This is a genomic window from Cupriavidus sp. 01L45 (assembly GCF_056399885.1).
This window is the reverse complement of sequence record NZ_JBFTSG010000059.1, coordinates 1-24,509: the sequence shown is the minus strand read 5'-3', so window position 1 is coordinate 24,509 and position 24,509 is coordinate 1. Positions and strand designations below refer to the sequence as shown.

Genomic DNA, 24,509 nt, shown 5'->3' with positions numbered 1-24,509 from the left:
CGTGGGCTCGACTGGCCCCGGTGGGCCTTGCTCCACCGGCCCTGGTGGTGGCCTTTCGACCGGCCCCGGTGGTGGGATGTCTACCGGCCCTGGCGGTGGGATGTCCACTGGCCCCGGTGGTGGCCTTTCGACTGGCCCCGGTGGTGGGATGTCTACCGGCCCTGGCGGTGGGCTTTCGACCGGCCCCGGCGGCGGGCTCTCCACTGGCCCTGGTGGTGGGATGTCCACCGGCCCCGGCGGCGGCCTTTCCACTGGACCGGGCGGTGGTTGCTCTACCGGCCCAGGCGGGAACAATGACCGATGGAATCGACCGAATCCGAACTGTCGCTGATCGGCTGCCAGGTTAGTGGGGCAAGGTTCAGCTTGGATGCCGCATGGTCAACCTGTCGGCTGATCCGCGCTGGCGGTGCTGACCTGCGTCGAGGGTGTTAGACTCTATCACCCGTTTAAATGAGAGCTATAGATCACTTGTGCTATAGTATAGCACCCATGAATATGCGCTCTACAAGACCTAATTCAGTTCTGCACCCGCGCCTGGACGACGACGGAAAGCCGGTCAAGCTCAACGAGCCGTCTACGCCGAGCGTGCCGGAAACCTGGACCGACCCGGATGCAATCGCTATGTGGACACCTGACAGCGCCACGCCGGCCGAGTTGCATGGCGTGCCGTTTGCGCCCTGGAGGGACCACCCCAAGACGAATGAGGGCTGGGACTACGTGGATGGCTTGATGCACGACCTGGCCGAGCCGCCTCTGGTCTCCAGCGGCAAGAAGCCGGCCGCCGGAGTTGTTGTGGTGGAGCAGGACGGTCGCGTCTGGGTTGTGCACCCGTCCAATGGCTTTGCTGGCTACCGCGCCACCTTTCCCAAGGGGCACGCCGACGAGGGCCTCTCCTTGCAAGCCACGGCCATCCGGGAGGCCTTCGAGGAATCCGGCTTGAAGGTGCAGATCACCGGATTCATCGGCGACGTCGAGCGGACTCAAACCATGACCAGGTACTACAGCGCGCGCCGCGTTGGCGGCTTACCAGCGGCCATGGGCTGGGAAACGCAGGCTGTCGCACTGGTACCGCTGGCGCAGCTGCATACCTATGTGAACCGAGACGTTGATCAGACGGTAGTTGCCAAGGCGGCCTTCGCGCTGGGCTCTGATACCACCAGCAAGCCGGCATTTTCTGGCTGGCAGATCGCGCTCGGGCGGGCGTCCGGGCCGCGGCCCTACTTGGGCGACCTGCAGGCCGTGGGCGCCCTCGTGCGCGACTTCATCGCCGGTATTGCCGATCGCTACGTGGCGGTCTGCCAGGGGCAGTCGACGCCTTGGGAGGCCTCGGCCGCCGATGGGGCGGAATGCGGCCGCATGGGCCGGATCTTCGCTGGCCACGATCCTGCATATGAATCGATGGGCGAGTGGAACGAGGGCGGCGGGCTGGGGCGGTTCCTGGCTGGCCAGCTCGAAGGTATGGTCGTCGAGGACCAACTGCGCGACCCGGTGCTCGCCGGCGCCCAGGCCTTCGCTATCCTGGCGCACAAGGTCTACGCCGTGCTGCAGGCGGTGCCGGGGGATGGCGACGGCGCCGATGCCCAGGCCAAGCTGTCGGATATCGCCGATCTGATGGCGCGCGCGCTGCTAGGCTTCGAGAACGACGTTTTCATGCAGGAATAGCGGCTAGGCTGCCCCAGCCCTACCTCAGCTCGGGCGGCTCGCTGCCCGGGCCCGGGCGCGCATGATGCTCTGCCTGGTCGTGCCATAGTCGCGTGCGAGCTGGGCGATCGAGACGCCGGCGGCGAGCTTCGCCAGCGCCTCGGCCTGCTCCGCTTCAGAGAGCGCCGCCGGCCGGCCCAGAGCCTTTCCCTCTGACTTGGCGCGAGCGAGCCCAGCCTGCGTGCGCTCGATCAGCAGGTCACGCTCGAATTCCGCAACCGCGTTTAGCACGCCCATGGTCATCTTGCCGGCCGCGCTGGTCAGGTCGACGCCACCGAGCGCCAGGCAGTGGATCCGCACGCCCATTGTGGCCAGGCGCTCCACCGTAGCGCGCACGTCCATCGCATTCCGCCCCAGGCGATCGAGCTTCGTGACGATCAGCACATCACCCGCCTCCAGCTTGTGCAGCAGCTTGGCGAACCCGGGGCGCTCGCCGGCGGCGACCGATCCGGAAATGTTCTCGACGACGATGCGGTGCGGCTCGACCGCGAAGCCGGCCACCTGTATCTCGAGCACCTGGTTGTCGGTTGTCTGGTCCGATGTGGAGACCCGGGCGTAGGCGAAGGTTCGGGACATGGCTGCGTTCCTGATGTGTACGGTTTGGGTGTACGCAGTATGCCGCCTGTACGAAACATGTAAAGACTAATTTTTGTACATACCGACGGCCGGAGTACGTAGACGGTCGTTTTCGGACAATTCGCTGGCGTGGAAGCGAGCGCGCAAACCACGGTCGCCACGGCCGGCAACTATTGAGATGTACAGGTCTGGGGCCGCATTGCATGCTCCGCGATTCGAAGCCCCTGCCGCTGCCTTACCTTTGGCGAGGGCAAGCGCACTCTCAGTGCCGCCGGATCCCTTAGGTTCGCCTATATCGAGCAGGGAGCGTGCGCGCTCACGCTTTGCTGCCAGTACCGCAACGAGGGACGCACTGCGTGTCACCAGACTGCTTCGACGAAATGCCAATAGTCACCGTCACGCCCCATCCTCCGGTGTCGGCGGGTCGCTGCTAACCGACTCTCTCTATGAGGGCGGGCCGAAGTGTCGCCGGCTTTATCCGAAGGGCCACAGTCCCGGCCGCCGGCGAGACCACCGACTACCGGTTCACCAACTTCCCCGTCGCACGGTCGTAGACCTTGCCTGCAATCGAGCCGTCCAAAATGCCTTGCACGGCTTCGTCAATGACAGACAGTGGCACTAGGAACCACTCCTGCGGACGCACCGGCTTGCCGTACCGCGGCGGCAAAGCCATGTCGAATTGAGCGTTGGCGAAAATTTTGTGGAACAGTCCTTCGACCTTCGTCCGGTTGACGCCGGCGAGCTTGTACGTGGCCACGACCTCGACCGGGGCGCACAGGTAGGTCGGGTCGTTCTCGGCGTCGGCGATACGGGTCTCGACCCTGCCGCCAGTCACGCCGATCTTGTGGATGACCTGACGGTGCTGCGCGATGAGCGGTTCGTCGGACAGACTGCGCAGCACGTAAATGGTGCCACTCTGCACGTCGCTGTCTTCCCACTCGCCGCTGAACAGTGGACCGACATCGATCTTGCGCAGGCGCCGCGGTACTTCGTCGCGGTAAAGCGCCTTCTGGAAGGAGCGCATCAGCAGGTGGTTTTCGGTCGCGTTGTCGTATATGACGCGCAACCGGGCGTCTTGACGGTCGGCCACCGACGTCTTGATTTCATCGCCCTTCTCGGCGATGTAAGCGATCTGGCCATTGATGATGAAGAAGTTGCCATGCTGGATGTTTTCCAGCTTGATTTCCGAATCTTTTGCGAAGGGCAGCGACTCCCAGGTGCCGCTCTTCAAACCGTTCTTGGCTTCTTCGAAGAGGGGCTTGAATTGCTCAAAGTCCTCGCAGGACGTGCGGTTGGCGATGTCCTCGGCAATGGCTTTTTCGGCGCGCGATTTTACGTGCCTAAGCACCGTGATGTCATTCTCCGCCAGAGCTTCGGTGGCGTCGATGCCGAGTTCGGTGAGCAGGTCGTCGTCGCCAAGCGAATCTGGATCGACATTGGCCTCTCCCGTCGGTTGCGCCAGCAAATCCTGCGTGTCCAGCCCAGCCAGCAGCGAGCGGGCTTCGGGCAGGCGACGCAGGCGATCCAGACGGACGGCGTAGAGGCGCTCGAAGATATCCAGTCCCTCGCCGTGACGAGGTGGTTGACCGTGCTGCTCGACGAAGCGTTGGATCTCTTCGAAGCCGGCGATGATCCGTTCTTCTTGCGCGGTATGGCCACCCACGACCTCGACTTCGACCTCGACACCCAACTGTCCGAGCAGGTCGTCGTCAGACAGGTCGGGCGATGCGGATTTGGCTTTCTTACTCACGGCCGTTGGCTTCCTTCTTCATTTCGGCTTTCCTGAAACTGGCAAGCGCTGCGATGCCTTCGGCCATACGTTTCTCCCACGGGTCGGGCGAACTAAGGTCGGGCAGGCGACCGCGCTCTTGCTTGAAGATCAGAGCGCGCTTCGCGAGTTCGCGGGCTTCCTCGATCGGGATGCTGACCTTCCGGGCTGCGATGACCGACTGCACTTGGCGGAGCGTCTTCTCGTCCATCGCCTTGGCCAGGATCGCGTAAGCCGCGTCGAATGGGTTGATCCGGTCGATCAGGTCGATGTCGAGGTCGCGCACGTTCATGGCGATTTGCTTGATGCCTTGGATCAGCGCCAAGTTGGCACGCGGCGTAACGTCGTCGCCTCCGCCCCCGTCCCCTTCTTCAGGCAGATCGAGCTGCTTGGTCTGCTGGGTGAATGCCAGCGCGGCGACCGCGTATTGGCGGACGGCCTCTTGGTCGTCCTCTTCGAGGTGAGGGTAGCGCTCCCGGACGATCTTGCCCATTTGCATGATCGTCAGTTCCTCGGGGATGGTGCCATCGTGGTCGAACAGACCACGTTCCAAGGTCTTGCGGTCCTGGACGAACGCCGTCAGCACCTCATTGATGTCTTCCTTGCATATGCGGGCCGCTTCTTCGGACTTGGGTTCGACCAAGCCCTTGATCTCGACGTGGACGCGTCCGTCGTCGGGGTTCACGCCGATGTTGAGTTGGCCCTCCTGGTAGCCGTCGGGGCCGTAGTCGAAGCCTTCAATCTTGCCCTTGTTCTTGGGAGTGAACTCGAACCGGGGCGTCAGCACCTGCTCCATAAGTAGGCTCGCGGCGATCGCCTTCAACGTGTCGTTGATGGCGTCGGCGACCATTTCCTCGGAGGCATCCGGCTCGGCGATCAGGTTGGTGAAGCGAGCGATTTCCTTGCCTGGCGCGTCGCGGGTGGCGCGGCCGATGATCTGTACGATTTCGGTCAAACTGTTCCGGTAACCCACGGTCAGAGCGTGCTCGCACCAGATCCAGTCGAATCCTTCCTTGGCCATGCCCAGCGCGATGATGACGTCGACGTGATCACGGTTATTCTTCTGGGCAGGTGCCTTCAACGCCGACAGGACGGTCGAACGCTGATCGCCGTCGTCCACCAAGTCGGCCACTTTGATAATGCGCCCGTCCGACCGTTTGATCCGATGGAAACCGGTCACAGGGTCGATGCCTTCCCAGTGGCCGAGGTTAGCCATGATTTCTTCGACTTCCTTGTGCTTGTCTTTCAGGCTCTCCCGCGAATTAACGTTCGGGATGTGCACAATCGTTTTGAGCGACGGGTCGAGCACCTTCATGATCGCGTCCAGATACCGGCCAGTGTAGAAAAAATAGCCGATTTCGAGCGATTTGAGATATTCATAGCCGTTGAGCTGCTCGTAATAGGTGTAGGTCACCGTCTCGAACCGTGCCTCATCGCCGGGAGACAGCACCGCTTCGGCGTCGCCACGGAAGTAGGAGCCGGTCATCGCGACCAGATGCGTCTTGTCGCGTCCGATAAGGTCGGCCAGCTGGCTACCCAGGATGTTGCTTTCTGTGTTGCTGCTGACGTGGTGGAACTCGTCGACCGCGATCAGACGGTTGTCGAAGGCCTCGATGCCCAAGTCTTGGACGGCGAAACGGAAAGTCGCGTGCGTGCAGACGAGGACCTTATCGTCGCTCGCGAGGAACTCGCCCACGGCCTTGACCTTGGAGTGCGCGAACTTGACGTCATCGGCGCTGGGCGTGTTGCACAGGTTCCATTGCGGCTTGATCATCCAGTCGGCCCAGAACCCATACTTGGTCAGCGGCTCGTCGGCGAAGCTGCCACCGATCGAGCGCTCCGGCACAACGATCAGCGCCTGCTTGATGCCCTGGTTGTGCAGCTTGTCCAGCGCGATGAACATCAGGGCGCGGGACTTGCCCGACGCGGGCGGCGATTTGATCAAAAGGTATTGTTCGCCGCGCCTGGCGTAGGCGCGCTCCTGCATCGGGCGCATGCCCAATGAGTTAGCGTTGCTCGAAACGCCGGTGCGAGCCGTCTTGATTGAGACGGCGGGGAGAGTGTATTGGTTGGTGGGGTTGATCTCGGGCGTATTCATGACGCGGTCTTCCGTGCTCGCGTGTTCGTTCTCTTGGTCTGCTTCGGTTCGGCCACCGTCATCTTCGTATAAAGGTCAAACAGCTTTTCCAGTCGCTCGGTGTCGTTACGGAACCGGCGGCCGATATAGATGCGTTCCAGTGTTTCGTCGTTTTGCTCGTGGGCGCGACGAAGGTTCTCTGGCATGGTATCCGGATCGTACAGATCGGCGATCGTAGCCGGGAAATGGGCTTCACGGGCCAGCAAAATGTCCTCGGCACGACGGGTCAAGTCGACCTTGTTCTGTTCGGTTAGTGTTGGGACTGGGAAGGTGTTCCAACCCAGAGTGTTTGAGTAGCGATACCGAGTTTCCAGTTTGCCGCAAACAGCAGCGATCCATACCAAATGTAGGCGAGATGATATTAACGATAGGCACCAAGCTGGCGAATCGTAGAGCGCAAGTGCCAGGTTGCTAATGATGGATTTGCTATCAAACATATCCACTGGGAGAAATTGGCGTCTCTCCGAGGATACCGTTCCTACGGCAATGGTTCGGTATTTTGCCTTGCCAGCAAGGTAAACAAAGCGATGAGGCTTATCGGCATACTCCCGAGTGGAGTCTAGTGTGCTTTCACTGCGAAACCTGCTAACTTCAATGAGTCTGCTGTTAATCTCGGGCATGCTTCGCGCCTGCCTAACTTCATTGTCTCCAATCCAAAGGCAATGTCGTCGCCCACCATTAATTAGCTCGTCCGAGCCGATGTATTGACGGATGAATTGATTAGATTCAGGGTGCGACTTAAGGAGGCTAGCCGCTTCTGGGGTACTCAGAATCAAATTGCCGCCATCACGCGGCATGCTGCCAGTTACCATCTTCGGAAGAGCCGATATAGGCTCCGGGATCGCGTCTACAAACACTGTCTTGCTAGGGGCAAGATACGGGGATAGAGCATCGACGCGTTGGATTGTCCCTCCCTCTGAGAATAAAACCTTCTGTTGACCAATCTTATTGGTGAGCCCGACAATCACCACCGTAACGCCAGCATTTTTTGCGGCCAAGTTCGCCCATTTGAATGGGCGAACGCCAAATTTCAAACTTATGTTGCTGTTCAGTATGTGCGGCCATAAGATGCCGACTTGCAAGCCTTCGCATATAGAGCTTGTTGCCACGAATGCGCATTCTGCATTTGTGGTCTCCATGTATCGCTTTGCGCAAAGAAACCAACCAGCCACATAATCGAGCGATTTCCATTTTTTAATAAAATGGCCACACAAATCTTGGATGTCGTGTTTTTGTATTTCTTCTTGCTTTCTACTTCCGTAGTAAGGAGGGTTGCCGCAGACGTAAATTTCCCCCCCCTCGTTCTCGAAGTCGATTTCGGGTTGCGCCAGCGGCGTTTGGAATAGGTCGTCCGCCACGAGCTTCACGCCGGTGCCAGTCGGAGGGCACAGTGCCAACCAATCGAGGCGGAGAGCGTTACCGCAAGTAATCCAGTTCTCAGCGTCCAAGGGCAGGAACTCTTGCACCGCTTCCATCTGACCCCGGTACAGCACGTCGCACTGGTATTCCGCGATGATGAGCGCCAGACGTGCAATCTCGGCCGGGAAGTCACGCAGTTCGATGCCACGGAAATTCGTCAGCGGGATAACTGATTTCAGGCCTGGTTCTTCCCGTCGTCGATTGATTTCCGCCTCGATCTCGCGCATCTGCTTGTAGGCGATGACGAGGAAGTTGCCCGAGCCGCAGGCCGGGTCGAACACGCGGATGCGTGCCATGCGCTTGCGCAGATTCAGCAGCTTCGCCTTATTGTCGCCAGCAGCTTGTAGTTGGTCACGCAGGTCGTTGAGGAATAGCGGGTTGAGCACCTTCAGAATGTTCGGCACGCTGGTGTAGTGCATACCCAAGGCGCCACGCTCTTCGTCGTCCGCGACCGCCTGGATCATTGAGCCGAAGATGTCCGGGTTGATTTCGTGCCAGCTGAGTTGACCGGCGTGAAGCAGGTAGGTGCGGGCGATGCGCGTGAAGCGGGGCACCTCGATGCTACCGCCAAACAGGCCGCCGTTGACGTAAGGGAACCGGTCGGCCCAGGCCGGCATCTTGGCTGCGTCGCGAGCGTTGCCCTTGGTCGGCACATTCATCGCCTGGAAGATCGTGCGTATCACCTCGTGCGTGTTGGCCGACGTCGTTTCGCTCATCTGGTCGACCGTCTTCGTGAAAAGACTGGAGCCCCCGAAGATGCCTGTGTCCTCGGCGAAGAAACAGAAGATCAACCTCGCCATGAAGTTATTCATGTCGTGGCGGCGCTCTTCCTTGGCCCAGTCAGCGTTTTCGCGCAGCAGTTCCAGGTAGAGCTTGTTTAGGCGGCCAGTCGCGCGGATGTCGACGGCGCTGTCCTTAATTTCCTTGATCGTGGAAATGCCGGCCAGCGGAAGAAAGAAGCCGAAGTGGCCCGCGAATTTCGGGTAGTCGCACGCTAATGTTTCGCCGGTGAGTAGCTCCTCGGCTTCCAAGGTCTGGCCATCAGTGGCCAGTACGAACTTGACCTTGCCCCTGGCGGTTTCCGGGCTCGCGCGCAGGGCACTTAGCGTCTGACCAACCTGACCAGAGGGAGCTACGGCTAAGTGGATGTTGTTGCGCTGCAGCACACCGCCCGCGTGATCCGATTTGTTGGTATCACCTTTGCGTAGGCGGGCGATCGTTGTCTCCTTATTGCCGAAGGCAGCAAGGAAGGCATAGGGGAATTCCTTGGCGTCAAAGGAGGCATCAGCCAGTTCAGAAACGGCGGCTTCGATTTCAACAGCGTTCATGGATGTCGCAGATGGGCATTAGTCCACCATTATGCCAAGGCCGGCTAGAGACCCAAGCAGAAAAATGGACGTGCCGCGTTCAGAACCCCGCCAGTCACTTCGGCAGGTCACCGCCTTAGCGACAAGGAACCGGAGAGGGACAGGCTCACCACCCAGTTCCCAACCGAGGGCGCACCGGACGACCAACCTGGTGCCAAGTCATGTCCCAAACGATACATCAGACGTGATCGCACCTGCCCATGCGAGGCTTTCCGCGGTGCCGGGTGCCGAGACGTTATACCGCACCTGAAGGCAGGTGCAACGCCGCGCTTGCACGAAGGCACAAGGGGGGCGGTCCGATTGCGATACTTTTACGCGACTTCCCTGCCGATGCAAAATATGAATCATGAAGCACAATTGCATGATCGGCCCTGCGTTCCCTGTAGATCCACATTTACGTCTGTGAACATCTTGTTGGCTGCGTTTTCACAAAACTCTTGCTAAGCACTTCGCTAACCCTTTGAATTGTCTTAGAATATTTGGCTTAAACTCAACTTACCGTTGCACCCCAGTGCACATGTTGTGAACTTCTCTTGGAGATAGTTTTTCGTCATGGCTTCGTTCCATCACCACGACCTTGGTTTGCTCAACCCCGCTTTCGACTCGCCATTGGTTGACGTCCTGACGGATCTGGAGCACTTGCGCAGACTCAGTTTGTCCGGCACAACGCCTCCGGCCATCTTCTATCAACTGAAATCCATTTTTCACATTATGGAAAGTTTGGGCTCGGCCCGGATCGAAGGGAACAATACTACGCTCGCCGATTACATCGAAAGCAAGATCGAGGGCACGTCTTCGGCCAGCGACCAATTGCGTGAGATCGCAAACATCGAGGAAGCGATGAAGTACGCGGAGGAAGCCATCTCACACGGCACTCAGATCACGTCAACCTTCATTCGCGAACTCCATAACTTGGCTGTCAATGGGCTTGTGCGCGAAGGGGACAGAACCCCCGGAGCATTCCGCACTGGCGCGGTTAGGATCAGTAAGTCCGAGCACTTGCCGCCGGACGCCGGTTCGGTACAGGCCTACATGGAGGAGTTGGTTGGCTTCATCAACCGCAAGGACGCCCCGAAGTACGACTTGATGAAGGTCGCGCTGGCCCACCATCGTTTCGGCTGGATCCATCCATTCTCAAACGGTAACGGGCGCGTCGTGCGGCTGCTTACCTACGCAATGATGATCAAGTATGGGTTCAACGTACAGTCCAGCGGCGATCGTATCCTCAATCCGACTGCCGTGTTCTGCAACAACCGCGAGCAGTACTACGCGATGCTGGCGCAGGGCGATACGGGGACAAAGGAAGGCTTGGAAAGCTGGTGCATTTATGTCTTGGAAGGGATCGCAACCGAAATCCGTAAGATCAATCGCCTGACAGACTTCAAGTATCTCCAGCAACACATTTTGGACCCCGCGCTTGCCTTCGCGCGCGAACGGCAGTTGGTGACCCCGTTGGAGGCCGCGGTACTCAGTAAGGCGGTCAAAAGTGGGCAAGTCAAATCGGCGGACTTGGCAGAGGTCATGCCGGGCCTGAACCCTACCCAGCGCACCTACCAAATTCGGAAATTGGTGGAGGGGCGGATGCTTGTTCCCATCGAACCTGGGGCAAGGACCTACTGCGCTGGGTTCGCCAGTAGCTATCTGATGCGAGGTCTCATCCCAGCGCTGGCGGCGAACGGGTTCATCCCGGATCAATTGGATCGCCGGCCTGAAGTCGGTGCTGCGCAAGCGGCAGCATAGACCGTTTCAGCGTATGCGGACGGCTAGCGGATCCGAAGCCGGGTAGGAAACGGGGTACGAAATAGGCGATCGATGAAATATTCCTTGCCCCGCCTTGCCTGCAGCAAGCTATCCCTTGTTCAACGCCTGATCTGTCACGCACAGCCTCGAATCTGACGACCGCTAGCTTCCTCTGGGAGTGTCGAATTTCGACACTTTTGGGCCAAACCCTCGGTGATTCACACCGGGGCAACCGGCCCTGATATCAGGTGATGTGGCTTGAAAGTGTCACCCGTTGACAGTCACTCCGAGACCGGCGACGAAGCGAGTGTTTGACACAAGCCGGGCGACATGGCCTGTCCTGCCTTCATTCAAAGAGTTACCTGTGGGCATGAAAGGGCATCAGTCCACGTTATGCCGTCTTCTGGGGCTGGATGACGTGGCTCGTCGTCCGTCCGAGCATTCTTACGGCACCCAAATTCCAGCGAAGCTAGTAGGCGCCTGCAGCCGTCGGCAGTTAGTCCCACCCCTCTGGCCCGAAGGTAACGTTGCGCCCGAGTTCATTGCTTGCCTTCGRGGGGGACTTCGTACTGTGTATCGTCAACTTGTACTTTGAGCGTGAACATGCCTCTCGAAATCCGGAAGGCTGACATGTTCGGGTGGAGAGCCCTCTTGGCGTCAAGTGCCTCTAGCAGGTACGACTGGCGCGCCTCGTCGCTTCCCTTGATATGGCAGAGGACCTCGCCGGGAAGCCTATCGGTCAGGGAGGACCTGGTCTGCGGGCACGCGTCCAGAAAGTCCTCAACTTGACCAGTTCGCTCACCCATGATCCCGTACCGGCGTGTTCATGTGGCCTGCCATCGGAAACGCGCACGGATGCATAGAGTGACGACTGTGGGTGCCTGGGTCACCATGCCATGCTTGGGGCAACTTTGGGGGCATGTTCCAATTAATCCGGGCGGGGAGGCCCTATTTATGGGCTTTTCGACCCATTGTTTGGTAGTCCTTCGGCCAATGAGCTTGGAAGCGAGGCGGAAAGGTGAGGAAATTTGAAGGTGATCCGCCAGCCGAGTTTAAGCAGGCGCTGAGGACCGTGGACTGGTGAGGAAATTCGAGGGTGGTCCTCAACGCGAAAGCCCGCTGACGCTCGCAAGGTTCACGCCTTCCGCGCTCTGTTAGGGGGATGGCCTGTGGATAAGCACGAGCACTCAGAGTTTTTAGTACACAAGTTAGTACACAATTCGACACATCAAACAGAAATTTTATTTCAAATCAGTATCTTGTAGCACATTGCTAGCTTCTGTATTGGTAACGGTGTGCCGCAGGCAAACAGTCCACCCCGGACGTCCATCAACATCTGTCAATATCCGTCTACACGCAACCACTCGTCATAAAGTCTCATCCTGTTGTCGGATGAAGATGGCCCGGCACTAAGCTCTCTGGGGGAAAGACCAGCCCCTTCTTCTCATGCAACTATCCAAAAAAACGGGGAGACATGCGATGAAACAGGGAGCAAGGGATGATCTCAAAGCTGGCTGCGTTTTCAATGTTTCTGATTGTTGGACTGGTCTCCGGATGCGGTGGCGGTGGCGGTGGCGGTGACAGTGGCACCGCGGTTGCAACCAATAGCTCAGGCACAGGGGGAAGCAGCACAACCCCGCCGACACCCGTAGCCACGCCGGTGACTACACCGTCGACGCCGCAGACGGAATTACAAACCACCAAGGCGCTGCTCAAGGCGGCCGCAGCAAGCGGTGCGGCACCGAAGACAATGGCTTCGCCGCCGATCATTACGCCGGGAACGGCGAATATGCCGTCGAACATCGCCGGCAGCACGCTGGTACTCCCCGGTAACACTGCCGCGCTACGCTACATCGGCGCTGTCGTGCAAGCCGGTCTCCTCTATCCGGACGCGGATCTGGTCAAGAATACCGCGGTGAACTACGGGGGGCTGGGACTGGATTCCAACGTCTATTACATCGAATTCGTCACCGATGCGCCGACGTTCGAGATTCTGGTGAAGGGTAATGTCGATGCCTCCGCCCATCGGTTCCTGGTAGACGGGGAGTACGCCTCCACCACGCCAGTCGCCTATCCGGACGATGGAAACCTGTACCTGACCCGGGTCGATTTCCAGGGCAGCAGGAAGTCAAGGCGGATCCGCATCGAGACGCCGAACATGCGCTTCGGCGGCGTGCGCCTTGCACCTGGCGACGCCATTTCCGCGCCGCCCGCGGAACCCAGGGTGCGGGCCGTGGTGCTCGGCGACTCATTTACGGAAGGCATGGCCGCAGTCGGGTATAGCTTTGACAACTACGCGGCCCAGCTCGGATACCTGGCTGGGTGGAAGGACATGTATCAGTCCGGGGTCGGGGCCACAGGCTATCTGGCCGCGCCTTCCCCCAAACTCAAGTTCCGCGACCGGTTGGCAACCGACGTCTTTCCTTTCAATCCGCATGTTCTCGTCGTCGCCGGCGGCATCAATGACACGGGTTCTTCCAAGGCAGAGCTGCAAGCGGAAGCCACCGCCGTGTTCGACGCTGTAGCAAAGAACCTGCCGAACACCATCGTCTTTGTCATCGGCCCTTGGTCGCCGGGCTTTCCCCGCACTGAGCAGCGGGATGCCATCAAGGCGGCGGTCGGCACGCGCGCCAACTTCTATTTCATCGATAACGTGGCGGAACAGTGGCAAACCGGGACAGGCAATGTTGCCCATCCGAAGGGCGACGGAAATGGCGACGTGTACGTCTCCGACGATGGCGCCCATCCCTCGGCCGCTGGCCATGTCTACCTGGCAGGCAAGGTCGCGGCCGCGGTGAAACAGGTGTTGAACACATTCTGACGGCACTGCCCGCGGCGGGAAGGAAGCGGATAGCCGCGCAACGCAGCGTTGGCTTTCCTCCCGCCGCATGGCGTCGCTGGGTCAGGTGTACTTCAGTCAGATGAATTTCAGCAACGAGGAGCCCAGCATGAGCAACTCGTCAAAATGGGTCACCAGTCCAAAGCTCAGCAGGAACATGCCCACATGGAAGGAACTTTGGTGGCGGCGGGAAAACTGCAGGACCGGGGCCGCTATAAAGTGGCGGCACCGCGTAAGATTCAGCAACAGGCACATTGCCACGCCCAGCGCTGCCCCGCCCAGCACGTCCGTCGGATGATGCAGCCCGACATAGACACGTGACATGCAGATAAACAGGATGGCATACGCCAGCGCAAAGATGCCGATGCGCCAGGACGCGACCAGCACGCCGGTCGCCACGGCGCACCACAGCATCGCATGATCGCTCGGGAAGGCGCTCCAGGTTCGGATCCGGTCTTCCGAGGACACGAGAAAGCGCAACCCCAGTTCAGGGTTCGCAAAGGGACGGATGCGGAAAGGCACCCAGTGCGCCAGGAACCGGCCCAGGACCAGCACGCAAAGACCGGCGACAATCGTGGTCACAACGATTTCCTGGTCGCGCAGCTTGTCCGGGCCATCGCGGAACCAGACCCACCACAGCAGCGCGATCATCGGCAAGCCGCGGAGCATATAGAACTGGGTCATGGCCAACGCCGCGCGGTCGATAAAAACCGATCGGAAAGCGAACTGATGCAGGAAGTGAATGATACTGCTATCAAATGCGTTCATCGCGTCCTCGCCACATGCACGAAATAGCAATCGTTAATCACCTGTTCCGGGGCTTGGCAAGCATAGGAGAGACCCCGATTGGCGCAAGTCACGCTTTTTTTGCTGACGCACAAGATCGCACACTAAAACGAAGCCAGGCGACTCGGAACCCTCTGCTTGAACAAGGGCATAGTCTGGCACATTTCGCGTTGCGTTTTTGCACGTCCTGTACGGTGCGCGAAGCGCCGTTGTCCTGCACTCCCCAACTTCTATACTAAACATGTCGGTGGCGCTGTCCGCGCTACCCGCGGCTGCGGGCCGGCCAGCACGGCAGCCGGCCCGCAAGCCATGGCAAGCATGCCGCGCGGCAAAGGCAGGAATCGGGGGCCTGGCTTCTGGACAGGCGCCGGGGCGATGCGTCCCGCGCAGGTGCAGATGTGCGCACGGCTTCATGATCGGCCCGGACCCAGGCAAGGAGAATGTCATGAACAACGCGCAAGTACCTCTCGTCTCCACCCTGAACCACCTGATCGAGGTCGGCAAGGACGGCGAGCTCAGCTGCACGACCGGGGCCCGCGAAGTGCATAACCCCGAGATACGCGCCATCCTGACCGGCACGGCGGAATCCTGCCGCGCCTCGGTGATGGAGTTGCAGGCGCTGGTGACCGCGCTGGGCGCCGAGCCGCGTGATCGCGGCAGCATGGGGGGCACGCTGCATCGCGGCTGGATGGAGGTGCTGCATGTCATCGCGCCGCACAACGACGATGCGGTGCTGCAGCTTTGCGAACGCGACGAGGAAGCCGCCAAGCGGGAATACCAGTCGGCGCTGATGAAGGACATGCCGCCCGAGATCCGTGCGGTGGTGCAACGCCAGTACGAGGGTATCCAGTGGCATCACGACCGCATCCATGCCATGCGGGGGATGCAGATTCACTGATTCACCGATCCCCGGATCTCGCCGAACGGCGGCGGGCGCCGGCCGCTCACCAGACGAACGGGATCAGCCGGTACCGCACCCTGGCCGCGTACGCTGCGTAGCCGGCAAGGCCGCGCAGTAGTTCGCGGTCTTCCATTGCCGTGCGAAAGACGATGCCGCCGGCGAGCACCAGCGATCCCGCCATGCCATACCAGGAGCCAAGCAGCAAGGCGTTGGCCGGCAGGAAAACCAGCATGACGGCATAGAGCGGATGGCGAACCACGGCGTAGGGGCCGGTTGAAACCACGCGATGCCCGCGCTCGGACTGGATCCGGACGACAGCGGCGAGGAAGGTGTTTGCGTGAAACACGCGGTCGATCGCGGGAAACGACAGCACCAGCAGCACGGCGCCCGCGCACTGCAGCCAGAGCGGCATCGCGGACCAGCGGTAGCGCACCGCGTCCAGGCCCATCAGTACCAGCCAGGCACACCAGGCAACGCCCACCACCGGCAGCAGCAGCTTGTCCCATAGCGGCTGACCTGGTTGAAAAGGCATTTTCATGCGCTCGGCGAGCAGCGCGGGATCGTACCGCGCCAGACGCTGCGTTGCCCAGGCGCCGCCACCAAAGAACAGGATGAGATACACCCAGCCGGCGGGCCAGGCCAGCGTTCCCGCCGCGCCAAACAACAAGACCGCAAAGAACAGCGCCTCCACGGCGAGCGTGAACCCGACCTTGAATCCCATGTTGGCCTCTTCGTGTATCAGGCAACGGCGCAGGCAATCGAACCGGCCACCGCGTGCCTGTCATGTCTTCACGTTAGCACGCAACTGGCAGGCCGGCGGCGCCAGCCGGCGCGCTCGCCCGGGGCCGGAGCGGGCTGGGCCGCTTGCCCCTCCAATGAATCGCATGCCGGCGCGGCCAACCGCTACAATGGGCCGTTTCAGCGAACGAGCCCCTGCCATGTCCGATCATCCGCGCTTTACCCTCAATCGCTCGCTCGTCATCCTGGTGCCGCAGCAGCCCTTCTTCGAGTGGATCATGGCCGTGGATACCGATCCGGTGGCCACCCTCACCCTTGAGCATGTGCGCGAGGACCAGAGTGTGTTCCTGGTCCCGGATGATGTCGCGACTTCACCGGAAGCGCTGTTGTGGGTGGAACAGCGCTGGCGCGCCTTCTTCGAATTCATGCTGGGCGAGTGGTTCGACGAAAGCCTGTGGCCCGAAACGCTGACGCTGCAGCAGTTTCGCGACTGGTTTACCGTGCAGCACCACTCGATGGTGTTCGACATGGCACCCGACGTCCCGGTCGAGCATGAGGACTGGGAAGACGAGGACGACGGCGAAGCCGGGCTGCGCCACTTGCACTGATCCCTTACGCCAAACCCGCGAGCCCCGCGGAAGCCATTATTGAGTCACATCGCGGGTTGGAAGCGCATGCCCTCCGGCAACCCGGCGCGGCCCCCCCTCAGGCTGTGGACAAGTCTGTGGAGAAGACCGAACAACCCTGTGGGCAAAGCTGTGGGCAACTTTTCCGGCGCCCCCGCCGCGACGCCTGGATTGACGGCGCAAAGCGTTGCCACAGGCGGGCTGGCGGGTACCCCGGCCAAGTGGCCGCGCAGCGCCGGAATGTCGATGCACAAACATGCGCCTGGCAGCGCGACGGCCTATTTTTATCGCAGGAAACCCCGTTTTGAACCGTACCCAGCAAATCCTTATCGCCATTGTTGCGTTGGCCGTGCTTGCCATGTTGTGGCTCACCGGCAACCATGAAGAACAACAGATGGAGCCGGCCGCAGAGCCGGTGGCCCAGGCCTCCCCCGCGTCCGAACCCAACAGCGGCGCGCGCGGCGTGCCCAAGAACGGTACGCTGGACCCGATCAGCATCGACCCGAAGCGCACCACCGACATCCTGCCGCAATACCAGGCGGACACGCTGGTCGATGACTACCAGGAAGACGCTGGCGCGGCCGACGACCGCTACCGCGGCAAGTATTTCATCGTGGAAGGCGTGGCCAGCGGCGTGCGGCGCGAGGCGAACGACTCGGTATTCCTCGATATCCGCTCCAACAGCCCCGCCCTTGTGGTACGCGCCAAGCTCTTGCCGATACAGATCTGCGGCCCCGCCGGGCGCACCTGCGAGGTGGAAGCGCGCGGCACCATGGTGCGGCGCGGACAGAAAGTGGCCGTGGAGTGCACCGGCGCCGGCCAGGTGGATGGCTCGCCCGTGCTCGAAGGCTGCCTTGTGCGCGGCGGCGCAAACTGAGCGCGAGCACTGACTTATCCCTTTTTGCCGCAAGCCTCCGGATCGATACTTCGCATGCAAACCCTGCTTTCCGTACTCGCCCTGACCATCCTGATCGTCACCGTGGTGGGCCTGGTGTCCCCGCCCTTTATCAGCAACGCCTTCCTCAAGGGCCGTCCGGTGGGACGCTTGCAGATCCTGCTGGTGGGTGTCTTCCTTGCGGCCATCTGCCTGATGGTGGTGGGGACGATGGCGAGCGGCGGCCCGGCAAAGACCTGAAGCGCCGGACGAAGGCGCCGAGCGAGTCAAAACCCGACACCGTCTGGAATGACAACCGCCGCAAACAGTGCGGCCGACGCCCCTCCGGGGCCTTGTAGGACGCATCCCACAGCAGGATCGGCGCGCCGTCGATAATGCGGAGCCCTGGCGCTGTATATCTTTCCATCACGATACGAACAAACGCCTGCGCCGGAGCCTGAAGCTCGCTTCAGTGCCGGCGGCGCCGAATATCATGATGGAAAGTCTCCTCCGGGGCAGTAGCACCGCGCCGCAAGCCCAGGCACTCGCCAACATCCTCGCCGTGACACGCCGCGCGTGGGAGGTCGCCGGGCTGGAGCCCGTTGCCACCGGCCGGTCGGATTCCCAACCCCGCCAGCGCCGCCGCGACCAGTTCGCGCAGCGCGCTGCCCGTGCCTTCGAGGCGCAGGTGATGGCGCTGCGCTGCCGCCAGGCGTTTGTTGCCTGAGGCTGCATGACGGCGCCCGGACAAGCTGGCACCGGGTCGAACCGCCAGTCTCCAGGGGAAGTACCCTTCCTGGCCAGCCGCTACGGCTGGCCGTTTTTTGCGTCCGGCACCTCGCGCATGCAGCCGGACGCCACCGCCGGACCCTTTTCCCCGCTCTGTTCCACCGATTGCCGCCGCCACGATGGCCTAAAGTTGGCGCTCGCGCCTGCCGACAACACGGTTCATCCCGCCAGGCGCGCCGCCACGGCAGCCGCCGGGCAGGTCCGCCGGCGCCGGGGTGCGCTGGGCACCCTTGCAGCAGCGAACCAGGAGCATCATGAAGAAAGCATTGCTAGCCGCCACCGCCAGCCTGGGCTTGCTGGCCACCGGCTGCGCCACCTACCAGTCCGTCGTCCCGGTCGACCGCGGCGACCGCATCGCCGCAGCGCAGCCGGCCGACGGTACGCTGTTCTGCGTGATCAGCAACCCGGTCGGCAACGCCTACATGGACGCGCTGCGCGATTCCATCCAGGCGCGCGGCTTCGAGTTCAAGGTCTTGTCACCCGGCGCATCGATTGCCTCGTGCCCCTATACCGCGACTTTTGTCGCGCAACGGCAGTCGTACTGGCGCGATTTCCTCAGTTCAGCCGAGATCGTCGTCTACATCGGCGGCGACCGCGCCGGCAAGGCGAACTACGACGCGCTGCGCAGCGCCGGCGGCCTGAATCTGAGCAACCTGGTGGTGCCCGAGGCAAAGATCGAGGAACTGGTCGATCAGTTGCTGCCCGGCATGCGGCCCAAGCAGTCCACCACCGGCACGGCAGGCGCGCCCGCCGCGCCGCCTTCACCGGCTACGCCAGCTTGAACACCCGCCCGTGCGCGGACCGGCGGCCAGTCAGCCGATCACCTGGCCCAGCCGCACCACGGTGACGCCGGGGCGCAGTTGCCGCAACGAAGGCATGACCAGTACGCAATCCGGGTACGGCGTGACCACCGGCTCGCCATCGCGCCAGCCGATCACGGTGCCAGCCTCGGCGAAGGTTTCCAGCCCGGTGTACGCGCCGGCGAAGCGGAAATCCATGCTGCTGGCCACCACCGGCTCCGTCACGCGTACCACCCGCTGCGGGTGCAGGAGCCACAGCCAGCCGGCGGGCACGTCGTCGGCATCGATCACGCCGGCGTTGAGCAGGAAGCGCGCGGTGCTGTCCTTGGCCACGCCCACGGCGGTGGCTTCCCAATGCTGGCCGCACTCGATCAGCAGCGCGTTCCTGGCGCTGGCCGGGTCGCCAAAGCCTTCGTAGTCACGCATGCGGCGGCCTTCGGGGTGGCCTTCATCCACGATCACGTTGGCCGGCGCACCCACGGCGCGCGCGAGGGCGATGCCCTTGTCGAGCGGGCCGGAGACGATCAGCGGCAGGCTCTTCTCGTGCATGGAGTGCAGATCCAGCAGCAGGTCCACGGTATCGATGACCGGGCGCATGGCACGCGCGCGGCGCAGCTCGGATGAATCGCGGGTGGTGTCGTCCAGCACGGCCGCCGTCCACACGCGGTTGAAGTCCTGGTCCACGTAGCGCGACGCATCCGGGCGGGCCGCATCGAAGGTGTGGTACGCGTCGACGTTGGCGAAGGCCAGCGTCAGGCGGCCGCGGCGCGGACGCACGCCGAGATCCAGCAGTGCCTTGACGGTGATGGCGCCGCACACTTCGTTGCCGTGGGTCAGCGCGTTGACCATCACGTGCGGGCCGGGCACGCCACTATCGAAGGTGTGGACGTAGGGCACGCCGCAGTTGCCGGCGGCATAGGGGCGGATATCGGGGAATTCGACTTCAACCGGGTAAGCGTCGAAGCTGGGGGCAGTGGTCGTCATGTCTGTGGGTCGGCTAGGTTGCCTGGGTTGCCAGTGGGATCGGCCGGGAGCAGCAAAGAAAAACAGGCGGCACCGTGGCGGCGCCGCCGCTTGCGACAAGCAAATGGTACGCCTGCCGCCGCTTATTCGTGGATGCCGGCGGTCTGGACGATGCTCTTGTACTTCACCGTTTCGCGCTTGATAAAGGTGCCGAACTGGGCCGGGCCGCCCGGCGCGACTTCCACGCCGGCTTCTGCCAGCTTCTTCTTCACTTCGGGCATGGCCAGCACGGCCTGCATCTCGGTGTTCACGCGGTCGACCACGGCGCGCGGGGTATTGGCCGGCGCCATCAGGCCGAACCACACGCCCATGTCCACGCCCTTGAGCGCGCTGCTTTCGGACAGCGCGGGGACATTGGGCGCCACCTGGGCGCGGTGCCCTTCGGTCACGCCGTAGGCCTTGACCCGGCCGGCCTGGATATGGGGCAGGGCCGACGACAGCACCATCACGGCGAGGTCGATCTGGCCGCCGAGGAGGTCGGTCGACATGGCGGAAGCCCCCTTGTAGGGCACATGGGTGATATTGACCTTGCCCTGCTGCTTGATCAGTTCGCCGGCCAGGTTCAGCGGCGTGCCCACGCCGGACGACGCATAGGCCAGCTTGCCCGGCTGCGCCTTGGCCAGCGCGATCAGCTCGTCGGCGTTCTTGGCCGGCAGCGCGGACTTGCCCACCAGCACCATCGGCTGGGTGCCGACAAAGGTGATCGGCGCCAGGTCGCGCTCGCCGTCGTAGCGCACGGCGGGATTGGTCAGGCGCGCGATCGAGACCTCGCTGCCCGACCCCATCAGCAGCGTGTAGCCGTCGGCATCGGCCTTGACCACCTTGGAGGCGCCGATGGTGCCGCCGGCGCCGCCCAGGTTCTCGATGACCACGCTCTGGCCCAAGCGCTTGCCCAGCTCCGGCGCGATCGTGCGCGCCACCAGGTCGACGCTGCCGCCGGCGGTGTAGCCCACCACCAGCGAGATCGGCTTGGCGGGCCAGCCCGAGGCGCCGGCGCCGCCGGCAAGCACACAGAAGGATGCGGCAGCAGCCGCACGCAGCAGTTTGTTCATGGCAGGTCTCTCCCCTTTTTGGATATGCAGGTATGCAGATATCCGGCGATATTAGAGAGCGCGCGCCTGCAGCAACATGCGGCTTTGGCAATGGCGCTTGCCGTTTTGGCAAGTGGCCGATGCGACATGCGAGGCGGACAAAATCGCGGCGCCATCCCACGCACAATCGTTCAAGACGGCATCCGTTGCCCCGCCATAAAGTCGTGTTCAACGAACCAGCCTGACGGAGACGCGATGGAAAACCTGCTTGCTTCCATGCCGGGGATCTGGCGTCCGCTCGCGGCGCTGGTCCTGGCATCGGTGGTCGTCATGGGGAGCCCAGGGCCCTCGACGATCAGCGTCACGGCCGTCGGTGCCGCCCATGGCGTGCGGCGCTCGCTCGGCTATGCCTGCGGGCTGATCGCCGGCACCATCGCGGTGCTGCTGATGGCTTCGACGGGCGTGGTGGCGCTAGTCGCGTCGGTGCCGCACGGCGCGCGCGTGCTCGGCGTCCTGTCTGCCGCCTACATCCTCTACCTGGCGTTCAGGATTGCCACCGCGCCACCGCTCGGAGACCAGAGGAGGGCGCTGACGGCTCCCGCGTTCGCCGGCGGCTTCCTGCTGGCCATCGCCAACCCCAAGGCCTACCTGGCGATTGGCGCCGTGCTGGCGGGCACCACCGTCATCGCCGGGCACCAGGGCCTGGACGCCATCGTCAAGATCGCGGTGCTGAGCGCGATGATTGCCGTCATCCACTTGTGCTGGCTGCTGGCCGGCGTTTCGCTGTCCCGCTTCCTCCATGATCCGGTGAGTTCGCGCCTGATCAATGTCTCGATGGCGGCGATCCTTGTAGCCATGACGCTGGCTGCGCTGATGCATTGACGGATTGATGCGGGCCAACCGGAGGAAGCCGGACGCCTAGGCCACCACCGCCGCGCCCCAGAACGCCTCCGCCAGCGCCCGCATGGGCGAGCGCGGGCGATAGAGCAGGATCTGCATCGCCAGGTCGGTCTCGCCGCCCACTTCCAGTCCGGCGCGCACCAGCCGCCCGGCGTGGAGATCGTCGGCGACCAGCCGCGCCGGCAGCCACGCCAGGCCCATGCGCTGGCGCACCATTTCATGCACCGACTCGGCGAAATCGCTGACGGCGATCACATCGAGCCGGCTGGCCAGCCCGCGCCGCGCGATCTCGCCGTTGACCATGCGCCCCAGCGTCAGCGTCTCGGCGTAGGCGATCATCGGCACCGGCGCGCGCTGGCCACGTGCGAGCAGCTTGTACTGCGGCCCGCCGCCGTCCGCCGCGGCGCTCACGCAGACCAGGCGTTCCTCGCCCACCAGGTGGTACTGGTAGCGCGCGTTGTCCAGCGTCACCGGCTGCTCGGGCGAGTTGTAGCAGAGCAGGAAATCGGCATCGCCTTCGGTGAACATCGCCAGCGCGTCATGCGCGGGAAAGGTGGAAAGCCGGGTGCGGAAATTCGCCGCCACCTTGTCGTTGCGCAACGCATGGCGCAGGCCGGCCAGCCACGCCGGCAGCATCGAGCGCGCCAGCGTCTTGCCGGTGGCAATCACCACCGTGCTGGCATCGGCGCGATGCGCCGCGCGCAGCGACAGCCGCGTCTCGTCCAGCGTGCGCAGCGCGCTCTGGGCGGCTTCCAGGAATTGCCGTCCCTCGTCGGTGAGGCGCACGGGGAACACACTGCGGTCGATCAGCGGCGCGCCCGCCCAGACTTCCAGCGCCTGCATGCGGCGCCCGAACGCGGGCGGGGTGACGTTGCGCAGCTCCGCCGCGCGCGCGAGGCTGCCGGCCTGGGCCAGGCACACAAAATCCTCGAGCCAGCGGATATGCATAAGGACTCGCGCCAACGCGCGTGCAGAAGTGGTAGGGAGAGAGGCGCCATCGCATGCGCGGCGCTGCGAATATTGTAGCTGTCCGCGCCTGGCACCCCCGCGCGCGGGGCCCGGATCACGCACGCGCGGCAAGCGGATCCTCAGGCGGATCCCGGGAAGATTAGAGGCAACACTCCAATATTGCACTTGTGAAACACTCGCCGCGCTCGCTAGGCTCCGTACAGCCGTTTCAAGCATCCGTTTGCCGTCAGAGCAGGAAGCTGTCGCGGTGCGTGGAGTTTCGCCGGGGATCCACCGCATGACAATACGAGACACGCCCAATATGAAGACCGTAAAAGGCACGGCAGGAGACACCAAGGCGCGCATTCTTGACGCCACCGAGCGCCTGTTTATCGAGGTGGGCTACGAGGCCACCTCGCTACGGCAAGTGACATCGCGCGCCATCGTCAACCTCGCCGCGGTCAACTACCACTTCCGCAGTAAAGACATCATGATGCAGGCGGTGCTGGGCCGCCGGCTCGATCCGCTCAATGCACGCCGCCTGGCGCTGCTCGACGCCTGCGAGACACGCTGGCCGGGCGAGCAGTTGCGATGCGAACACGTGATGGGCGCACTGTTCGTGCCCGCGCTGCAGATGGCGCGCGAGCCCGAGGTGGGCGGCCCGTCGTTCCTGCGGCTGCTGGGGCGCGTGTATTCGGATACCTCTCCCTTTATCCAGTCCTACCTGCTCGGCCACTACGCGCCGGTACTCGGCCGCTTCTCCGACGCCTTCGCCCGCGCGCTGCCCCAGATCCCGCGGCGTGAACTCGGCTGGCGCCTGAACTTCGCGCTCAAGGCACTGGCAGGCGTGCTGGCCGGCGATGCGCCCGGCGACCTGCTGCCGGCATTCGCGCAGGGCCAGGACCAGAGCGACGCGCACGTGCTCGCCCAATTGAGCGCGCTGGTGGTGGCCGCGCTGAAGGCCCCCGTGCCGGCCGGCCAGCAACTGTCCGCGCTCCAGGACGTGTTCCTGATCGGCGAGACCCAGCACGCCGAAGAACGCGCCGGGCAAATCGCGTCGAATGCCCTGGCGGCAGAACAGGCAAGACAGGCACAACAGGCGCAACGCGCCGACACCTTGCCCACCGCCCCGCGCAAGCCACGCCGCACGACACGCAGCGAAGGCGCCGCGCGCGCCGCCATCGCCAGCCTGGCGGTGCCCGGCGCACGCGAGCAGCCCATCATCTTTCCCAGCAATCCGCTCGACGACTGGATGCGCATGCGCTCCAGGACCTAGCGCGGCATACAACTGCGGCCCCGTCAAAGTCCGAAGATCGAAGGATCGAGTAAGCGAAGAGCTGCAGAAAAAAGCGATATCGCCAGAACCACGATTCGGCGTAGCCGTGTGGAGCGCCCTCAAGGGCGGGCCACACCCCAGCGCGATGCGAAGCGAGCCGTCAAGGTGCACCAGGCCGTATGGGGCGTTCTCGTCGGCAGGCAAAAAGAGCGGAAAAGAGGGGGCCATGTTTGAGCATCGCCTTAAGGCGATGTGAGTTTGGCCCCCGGC

The 24,509-nt window shown here is 62.7% G+C and carries 20 protein-coding genes; 11 read left to right on the top strand and 9 right to left on the bottom strand.

All coding sequences use genetic code 11. From position 1 onward, the window contains the following. Positions 1-489: 489 nt before the first annotated feature. Positions 490-1,662 carry an NUDIX hydrolase gene (locus tag AC1DT6_RS32170; RefSeq protein ID WP_477115215.1) on the top strand — a complete coding sequence of 391 codons (1,173 nt, stop codon included), beginning with the start codon at positions 490-492 and terminating at the stop codon, positions 1,660-1,662. A gap of 24 nt (positions 1,663-1,686) precedes the next feature. On the opposite strand, the gene AC1DT6_RS32165 is transcribed toward AC1DT6_RS32170, so the two are convergent. From AC1DT6_RS32165 to AC1DT6_RS32150, 4 genes are all read right to left on the bottom strand, one after another. Continuing rightward, positions 1,687-2,277, bottom strand: a complete 591-nt coding sequence (locus tag AC1DT6_RS32165; RefSeq protein WP_477115214.1) for a recombinase family protein — start codon at positions 2,275-2,277, stop codon at positions 1,687-1,689. Positions 2,278-2,794: 517 nt separating this feature from the next. Further along, entirely contained in the window at positions 2,795-4,027 is a 1,233-nt protein-coding gene (locus AC1DT6_RS32160; protein ID WP_477115213.1) for a GIY-YIG nuclease family protein, read from the bottom strand. After that, positions 4,020-6,143 (bottom strand): DEAD/DEAH box helicase, encoded by a 2,124-nt coding sequence (locus AC1DT6_RS32155; protein WP_477115212.1) that lies wholly within the window; start codon positions 6,141-6,143, stop codon positions 4,020-4,022. The genes AC1DT6_RS32160 and AC1DT6_RS32155 overlap by 8 nt, the downstream gene beginning before the upstream one ends. Continuing rightward, positions 6,140-8,929: a class I SAM-dependent DNA methyltransferase gene (locus AC1DT6_RS32150; RefSeq protein WP_477115211.1), complete on the bottom strand. Its 2,790-nt coding sequence runs from the start codon at positions 8,927-8,929 to the stop codon at positions 6,140-6,142. The genes AC1DT6_RS32155 and AC1DT6_RS32150 overlap by 4 nt, the downstream gene beginning before the upstream one ends. A 591-nt stretch (positions 8,930-9,520) precedes the next feature. Between AC1DT6_RS32150 and AC1DT6_RS32145 the strand changes: the two genes are divergently transcribed. Continuing rightward, a complete protein-coding gene (locus tag AC1DT6_RS32145; RefSeq protein ID WP_477115210.1) occupies positions 9,521-10,708 on the top strand; it encodes a Fic family protein in 1,188 nt (395 codons plus the stop codon). Between the two features lie 1,498 nt (positions 10,709-12,206). Continuing rightward, positions 12,207-13,529, top strand: coding sequence for an SGNH/GDSL hydrolase family protein (locus AC1DT6_RS32140; protein WP_441630250.1), 1,323 nt, complete (start codon positions 12,207-12,209; stop codon positions 13,527-13,529). Between the two features lie 96 nt (positions 13,530-13,625). Here the strand turns inward: AC1DT6_RS32140 and AC1DT6_RS32135 are convergent, their stop codons facing one another. Further along, the gene (locus tag AC1DT6_RS32135; RefSeq protein ID WP_477104476.1) at positions 13,626-14,198 is read right to left on the bottom strand and encodes a phosphatase PAP2 family protein; all 573 of its coding nucleotides are present in this window, start codon (positions 14,196-14,198) and stop codon (positions 13,626-13,628) included. 580 nt (positions 14,199-14,778) lie between these two features. On the opposite strand from AC1DT6_RS32135, the gene AC1DT6_RS32130 reads away from it, so the two are divergent. Beyond that, on the top strand, positions 14,779-15,231 hold the full coding sequence (locus AC1DT6_RS32130; RefSeq protein WP_276290527.1) for a PA2169 family four-helix-bundle protein: 453 nt from the start codon (positions 14,779-14,781) through the stop codon (positions 15,229-15,231). Positions 15,232-15,277: 46 nt separating this feature from the next. Here AC1DT6_RS32130 and AC1DT6_RS32125 read toward each other — a convergent pair whose 3' ends face one another. Beyond that, positions 15,278-15,955: a methyltransferase family protein gene (locus AC1DT6_RS32125; protein WP_477115209.1), complete on the bottom strand. Its 678-nt coding sequence runs from the start codon at positions 15,953-15,955 to the stop codon at positions 15,278-15,280. A gap of 217 nt (positions 15,956-16,172) precedes the next feature. On the opposite strand from AC1DT6_RS32125, the gene AC1DT6_RS32120 reads away from it, so the two are divergent. From AC1DT6_RS32120 to AC1DT6_RS32100, 5 genes are all read left to right on the top strand, one after another. After that, a complete protein-coding gene (locus tag AC1DT6_RS32120) occupies positions 16,173-16,580 on the top strand; it encodes a hypothetical protein (protein ID WP_035863698.1) in 408 nt (135 codons plus the stop codon). 274 nt (positions 16,581-16,854) lie between these two features. After that, positions 16,855-17,475 carry an OB-fold putative lipoprotein gene (locus AC1DT6_RS32115; RefSeq protein WP_477115208.1) on the top strand — a complete coding sequence of 207 codons (621 nt, stop codon included), beginning with the start codon at positions 16,855-16,857 and terminating at the stop codon, positions 17,473-17,475. A 54-nt stretch (positions 17,476-17,529) separates the two neighbouring features. Then, positions 17,530-17,733 carry a hypothetical protein gene (locus tag AC1DT6_RS32110; protein WP_441630257.1) on the top strand — a complete coding sequence of 68 codons (204 nt, stop codon included), beginning with the start codon at positions 17,530-17,532 and terminating at the stop codon, positions 17,731-17,733. Between the two features lie 232 nt (positions 17,734-17,965). Further along, positions 17,966-18,199 (top strand): hypothetical protein, encoded by a 234-nt coding sequence (locus AC1DT6_RS32105; RefSeq protein ID WP_441630259.1) that lies wholly within the window; start codon positions 17,966-17,968, stop codon positions 18,197-18,199. A gap of 316 nt (positions 18,200-18,515) precedes the next feature. Then, entirely contained in the window at positions 18,516-19,043 is a 528-nt protein-coding gene (locus AC1DT6_RS32100; RefSeq protein WP_441630261.1) for an Sbal_3080 family lipoprotein, read from the top strand. Positions 19,044-19,073: 30 nt separating this feature from the next. On the opposite strand, the gene AC1DT6_RS32095 is transcribed toward AC1DT6_RS32100, so the two are convergent. Further along, the gene (locus AC1DT6_RS32095; RefSeq protein ID WP_447435685.1) at positions 19,074-20,045 is read right to left on the bottom strand and encodes a M14 family metallopeptidase; all 972 of its coding nucleotides are present in this window, start codon (positions 20,043-20,045) and stop codon (positions 19,074-19,076) included. 122 nt (positions 20,046-20,167) lie between these two features. Beyond that, complete coding sequence (locus tag AC1DT6_RS32090) at positions 20,168-21,136, bottom strand: Bug family tripartite tricarboxylate transporter substrate binding protein (RefSeq protein WP_441630265.1); 969 nt, start codon at positions 21,134-21,136, stop codon at positions 20,168-20,170. A gap of 234 nt (positions 21,137-21,370) precedes the next feature. Between AC1DT6_RS32090 and AC1DT6_RS32085 the strand changes: the two genes are divergently transcribed. After that, positions 21,371-21,997, top strand: coding sequence for a LysE family translocator (locus AC1DT6_RS32085; RefSeq protein WP_477115207.1), 627 nt, complete (start codon positions 21,371-21,373; stop codon positions 21,995-21,997). A 36-nt stretch (positions 21,998-22,033) separates the two neighbouring features. Here AC1DT6_RS32085 and AC1DT6_RS32080 read toward each other — a convergent pair whose 3' ends face one another. Further along, entirely contained in the window at positions 22,034-22,963 is a 930-nt protein-coding gene (locus AC1DT6_RS32080) for a LysR family transcriptional regulator (protein ID WP_477115206.1), read from the bottom strand. A gap of 322 nt (positions 22,964-23,285) precedes the next feature. Between AC1DT6_RS32080 and AC1DT6_RS32075 the strand changes: the two genes are divergently transcribed. Then, on the top strand, positions 23,286-24,239 hold the full coding sequence (locus AC1DT6_RS32075) for a TetR/AcrR family transcriptional regulator (protein ID WP_477115245.1): 954 nt from the start codon (positions 23,286-23,288) through the stop codon (positions 24,237-24,239). The last annotated feature ends 270 nt before the right edge of the window (positions 24,240-24,509 follow it).

Bases quoted from the DNA above. Each gene is read 5' to 3' on its own strand.
- AC1DT6_RS32170 (WP_477115215.1), top strand. From the start codon at position 490: ATGAATATGCGCTCTACAAGACCTAATTCAGTTCTGCACCCGCGCCTG.
- AC1DT6_RS32165 (WP_477115214.1), bottom strand. From the start codon at position 2,277: ATGTCCCGAACCTTCGCCTACGCCCGGGTCTCCACATCGGACCAGACA.
- AC1DT6_RS32155 (WP_477115212.1), bottom strand. From the start codon at position 6,143: ATGAATACGCCCGAGATCAACCCCACCAACCAATACACTCTCCCCGCC.
- AC1DT6_RS32150 (WP_477115211.1), bottom strand. From the start codon at position 8,929: ATGAACGCTGTTGAAATCGAAGCCGCCGTTTCTGAACTGGCTGATGCC.
- AC1DT6_RS32145 (WP_477115210.1), top strand. From the start codon at position 9,521: ATGGCTTCGTTCCATCACCACGACCTTGGTTTGCTCAACCCCGCTTTC.
- AC1DT6_RS32140 (WP_441630250.1), top strand. From the start codon at position 12,207: ATGATCTCAAAGCTGGCTGCGTTTTCAATGTTTCTGATTGTTGGACTG.
- AC1DT6_RS32135 (WP_477104476.1), bottom strand. From the start codon at position 14,198: ATGATCGCGCTGCTGTGGTGGGTCTGGTTCCGCGATGGCCCGGACAAG.
- AC1DT6_RS32130 (WP_276290527.1), top strand. From the start codon at position 14,779: ATGAACAACGCGCAAGTACCTCTCGTCTCCACCCTGAACCACCTGATC.
- AC1DT6_RS32125 (WP_477115209.1), bottom strand. From the start codon at position 15,955: ATGGGATTCAAGGTCGGGTTCACGCTCGCCGTGGAGGCGCTGTTCTTT.
- AC1DT6_RS32120 (WP_035863698.1), top strand. From the start codon at position 16,173: ATGTCCGATCATCCGCGCTTTACCCTCAATCGCTCGCTCGTCATCCTG.
- AC1DT6_RS32115 (WP_477115208.1), top strand. From the start codon at position 16,855: ATGCGCCTGGCAGCGCGACGGCCTATTTTTATCGCAGGAAACCCCGTT.
- AC1DT6_RS32110 (WP_441630257.1), top strand. From the start codon at position 17,530: ATGCAAACCCTGCTTTCCGTACTCGCCCTGACCATCCTGATCGTCACC.
- AC1DT6_RS32105 (WP_441630259.1), top strand. From the start codon at position 17,966: ATGATGGAAAGTCTCCTCCGGGGCAGTAGCACCGCGCCGCAAGCCCAG.
- AC1DT6_RS32100 (WP_441630261.1), top strand. From the start codon at position 18,516: ATGAAGAAAGCATTGCTAGCCGCCACCGCCAGCCTGGGCTTGCTGGCC.
- AC1DT6_RS32095 (WP_447435685.1), bottom strand. From the start codon at position 20,045: ATGACGACCACTGCCCCCAGCTTCGACGCTTACCCGGTTGAAGTCGAA.
- AC1DT6_RS32090 (WP_441630265.1), bottom strand. From the start codon at position 21,136: ATGAACAAACTGCTGCGTGCGGCTGCTGCCGCATCCTTCTGTGTGCTT.
- AC1DT6_RS32085 (WP_477115207.1), top strand. From the start codon at position 21,371: ATGGAAAACCTGCTTGCTTCCATGCCGGGGATCTGGCGTCCGCTCGCG.
- AC1DT6_RS32080 (WP_477115206.1), bottom strand. From the start codon at position 22,963: ATGCATATCCGCTGGCTCGAGGATTTTGTGTGCCTGGCCCAGGCCGGC.
- AC1DT6_RS32075 (WP_477115245.1), top strand. From the start codon at position 23,286: ATGAAGACCGTAAAAGGCACGGCAGGAGACACCAAGGCGCGCATTCTT.